This window comes from Mesorhizobium sp. M7A.F.Ca.CA.002.04.1.1, assembly GCF_004022805.1.
Lineage (GTDB): Bacteria > Pseudomonadota > Alphaproteobacteria > Rhizobiales > Rhizobiaceae > Mesorhizobium > Mesorhizobium ciceri.
Window position 1 is genome coordinate 1 of the sequence record NZ_RZPL01000556.1, and the last position, 3,992, is coordinate 3,992.

At 62.4% G+C, this 3,992-nt stretch carries 5 protein-coding genes; 2 read left to right on the forward strand and 3 right to left on the reverse strand.

Going from position 1 to position 3,992, the window contains the following annotated elements:
- Positions 1 to 643, forward strand: a 643-nt coding sequence (gene fliR, locus ENZ75_RS24085; protein WP_128278361.1) for a flagellar biosynthetic protein FliR, incomplete at its 5' end; no start/stop codon positions are given.
- A gap of 2 nt (positions 644 to 645) precedes the next feature.
- A complete protein-coding gene (locus ENZ75_RS24090; protein ID WP_063168930.1) occupies positions 646 to 1,029 on the forward strand; it encodes a hypothetical protein in 384 nt (127 codons plus the stop codon).
- A gap of 185 nt (positions 1,030 to 1,214) precedes the next feature.
- Here the strand turns inward: ENZ75_RS24090 and ENZ75_RS24095 are convergent, their stop codons facing one another.
- The 3 genes from ENZ75_RS24095 to ENZ75_RS34405 all read right to left on the reverse strand — a co-directional run.
- Positions 1,215 to 1,910, reverse strand: a complete 696-nt coding sequence (locus tag ENZ75_RS24095) for a response regulator transcription factor (protein ID WP_013529766.1) — start codon at positions 1,908 to 1,910, stop codon at positions 1,215 to 1,217.
- Complete coding sequence (locus tag ENZ75_RS24100; RefSeq protein WP_224621544.1) at positions 1,907 to 3,439, reverse strand: HAMP domain-containing sensor histidine kinase; 1,533 nt, start codon at positions 3,437 to 3,439, stop codon at positions 1,907 to 1,909. Before ENZ75_RS24100 ends, ENZ75_RS24095 begins: the two co-directional genes overlap by 4 nt.
- 76 nt (positions 3,440 to 3,515) lie before the next feature.
- On the reverse strand, positions 3,516 to 3,992 hold a 477-nt coding region (locus ENZ75_RS34405; protein ID WP_164887967.1), incomplete at its 5' end, for a hypothetical protein.

The following is a 3,992-nucleotide window of genomic DNA, read 5'->3' on the forward strand; positions in this document are numbered from 1 at the left end:
GGTCAGGTTGTTCGTGGCGGTCGCCGCCACCGGCGGCCTGCTCGCCTTCCTGTGGGACAAGATCTTTCCTTTCGTCGACCCGCGCCCGCAGATCCTGGTGCCGATGATCATCTCGGAACTTCTGGTCGGCGGCCTGATCGGCGCCATGACCAGGCTCTACATGGAAGCCCTGCGCTTCATGGGCTCGGCCATCGCCATGCTGGTCGGTTATGGCGGCACCGGCGGACCGGCGATCGAGGAGCCCGAACCCCAGGCAGCCCTTGCCGCCATCATCTCGTTCTCGGCGCTGTTGATGCTGTTCGTGTTCGATTTCGACCACGAGATAATACGCGCGCTGGTTTCCTCCTACACGGTCGCGCCGGTCAACATCTTCTTCAACCCGCAGGCAGCCCTCGTCGATGTCACCGACACGGTGTCGGACACCTTCTTCCTGGTCATCCGCCTCGGCAGCCCGTTCGTCGCCTATGCCATTCTCGTCAATCTGACGATCGGCTTCGTCAACAAGCTGACCCCGCAGATCCCGATCTATTTCATCTCCCAGCCCTTCATCATCGCCGGCGGCATGATCATCTTCTATTTCGCCGTCGGCACCATGCTGTCGCTGTTCGTCGACGGCTTCGTCGACCTGACGCTGGCGAGATGACCATGAGCACGCGCAAGGACCGCCTGAAGAAACTGGTCAAGGTGCAGGAACAGCTGAAGGCGCTGCACGAAACCCGCCACGCCACCTTCCTTGCCGCGGCCAGTGCCGCCGAGGCTGAAGCCAGGGAACTGGTCGGCCATTTCGACCAGGCCGATTCGCTTTCCGCCCTGTTCCCCGATCTCTACCACCGCCGCATCGCCCAAGCGGTCGTGCGCCAGGAGGCGAACCTGGCAAGCGCGAAGCAAGAAGCCGGCCTCATCGCCGCCGCGACCGCCCGCACCAACATGGTTGAGCGTGCCTACAAGGACGTGCGCAACCGCGACGAGCGCGAACGCTCCGACCGCGAGCGGCTCGACATCATCGCGCAGAAGCAGGGCGAGGAGTAAGCTGAGGGTGTTCCGCTATGGGCCAACGGTGAGCGTCATTGACCAGGTTGCGAATGGCGGCAATCTCGGTCTTAGGGGCGGGCATGGTGGCTTCCTGAGAGCGGACATTGCAGGCTGCACATCGAGGTCCTGCCGCGCCATGACCAGTCGATGCTTCGGTCTGGAAGCAGCCGTTGAGCAGACGTTCATTGCACGGCGGCGGCCGCGGTGAAGATGTAGCCAACGCCATAGACGACCTTGATCGGCGCGGGCAAGCTGATGTGCTCCTCCAGTTTGCGGCGTAGCCGGCTGACGACTGCGTCGAGATGCCTGTTGTCGAAGTTCGACCTGGGACGGGCGACAAGCTCCACCAGATCCTCGCGCTGGCAGATTTCGCCGCTACGGTTGCAGAGCACGTTCATGAAGGCGAACTCGGCCGCCGTCAGTTTAAGCGAACGGTGATTGGGCGCGATCAGCATCCAGTTCGTGCCGTCCAGCACCCACCGATCGCTGCTGCCGTTGGCAGAGTCGGGCGGGGCTCCCGTCCGTCGCAGCAGGCTGCGAATTGCGGCGTCGATCTCGCGCAGCGTGCTGTGCTTGACCAGGTAGATGTCGGCGCCGCTCTCAAAGCCACGGATACGGTCGTCGCTGTCACCGAGCGCCGTCAGCATGATGATGCCGCAGGCATGTGATTTGCGGATTTCGGTTGCCAGATCGAACCCGTTCCCATCGGGCAGCCCGACATCGAGGATGATGACAGCGGGCGAGCTGCCGTTGGCCAGCGTCTGGCGCAATTCCCCTGCCGTGGCGACGCCTTCGGCCGTGAAGCCCGTCAGTTCCAGGAAATCCGCCAGATCCTTGCGCAGCCGGGGCTCGTCCTCGACGATCAGAATATGCGTCATGCGGTCAGTTCCTCGGGCGAAAGTCGATCCGTTGCCTCGCCTGCCAGAGGCAGGCTGACGATGGACGTAATGCCCTGGTCGTCGTTGGCGAGCAACTGCAGCTTGCCGCCGTGATAGGCCAGCAATTTGCGCGAAGAATAGAGGCCGAGACCGGTTCCGGTTACCGCCATCGTATTGGAGGCCCGGAAAAAGCGCCTGCCGATCTTGTGAAGCTCAGCCTGTGGAATGCCGATGCCACGGTCACGCACCCGAATGACCGCACTTCGACCTTCGCTGCGCACATCGATATCCACTGGCTGGTCCTCCGACGAATATTTGAGCGCATTGTCGATGAGGTTGATCAGGACCGTCGCCAGCATCTCGGGATCGGCGACAAGCGAAACGGCGTCGTCATCCGCCGTAAAGATCAGGCGCTCGCCGCGCCCGGTCATCCCGAAATGCAGCCGCACATCGGCAATAAGCAAACCGACGCGTATCATCTCCGGCTGAAACCCGCTGTCGCGATCATTGGCCATGAAGCGGTCGATCAGGGAAAACAGGCGATCGAGCGCCTCGCCAATGCCGGCAATCCGTTCTCGTGTCGCTTCGGGCGACTTGTGGCCGACAAGGCCGATCATGTCGGCCGCGTTGCGGATGATGGCGAGCGGGGTGCGAAACTCGTGGCTGACGACGCGCATGAAGTCCGCCTGCTCGTCGCGAAGCACACGTTCGGCCGCCAGGCTCGCGTTCAACCGGCTTTCCAGCCGTCGTCGTTCCCGTACCTCCCGCGACAGGGCGATATTTTTCTCCAGCAGCGCAGAGGACAGCCGCGAACTGACCATGAACAGCAGGCAGCCGAAAAAGGCGATCAGGAACAGCGCGCCCTGCAGCAGATACCAGGCGTTGCGGTCGGCCAGAACTGAGGCGCCTTGAAAATCGACCGGCAGCCGGTATTCGATGATGCTCTGGAGAACGCTAGCCGCGATATACTCGGCAAGCACACCGATCGTGATCCAGCGCAGGAGGGTTGGTTGCGTCCGGTCCCGCATCAGCCCAAGACACATCACCGACATCATCACGACCGTAAAGAAGGTCGATGCGTGAATGCGTATAGCAATGTCGCCTGGATCAATCGCGAGGGCGGCACTCCATGCGACAATTTGGAAAATCAGCAGTGAAATGCTGATCCAGGTATAGCGTGGCTGTCCCAGAAAGCGCGCCAGACCCTCGGCCAGCAACACCAGGCCTAGCTTGATGATCGTGTTGTGGAGCACGATGGCCCAGGCCGCCGGCTGCTCCCCACGCAGGAGAATCAGCAGCACCCCCGCCGCGATAGCGACGAAGCCGGCCGCAAGAAACTTCAACTCATAGAGGCGGCGCCACGCCAGCCACACAAACAACCAGGTGACGGCCTGCAGGCTTGCGGTTGCAAACGTAACAACCAGAACGGTCTTCAGATCAAGCATGGTCGAGTATTCGCACGGGGTTCCCCTGCCGCACCCCCCGATGCGCCAAATGTTGAATCTCGCAGGAGTTGTGCGGGGAGGCAAGCGCGATCCGCCCGTGCAAGAATTGGTCAGAATTCAATAGAATTGATCGGTGGAATTGTCGGGAGAGGACGTTTTATCATCGGCCGCGATCGTCTTGGTGGTTTCGCCGGGCGGATTGTGAGGAAGCAGTCGGGGCGATGTGCGTGGCGGACGCACGCGACCCGACGCAGCGGCAAGCGATGATTTTCGCGGGACGCCCGGCGATCGGGCCGGCCGCGGAATCGTTGCTTGCGGCACACGGGGGGAATTCCATGACAATTCGCGATCGTCGCTCGCTCATATCCCGCTTGTACTTTTGTGCTCCACGGCGCTCGCGGGGTCGTTGCTGCTGCCAGTCATCCTGACGGCGCCGGCGCATGCACAGGCTCTTTATGGTGCGACCGGAGGCAGGGGCGGTGATGGTGACGTAGACAGCAACGGCGGCGATGGTGGCGATGCAGGTGACGCCGGCGTCGCGGGCAACGGTCCGGATGCAGGGACCGGTGGGGCGGCCGGCACGCAGGCCATTCCAGACGGTGGAAATGGTGACAATGGCGGCTCCGGTGGCGGTGGT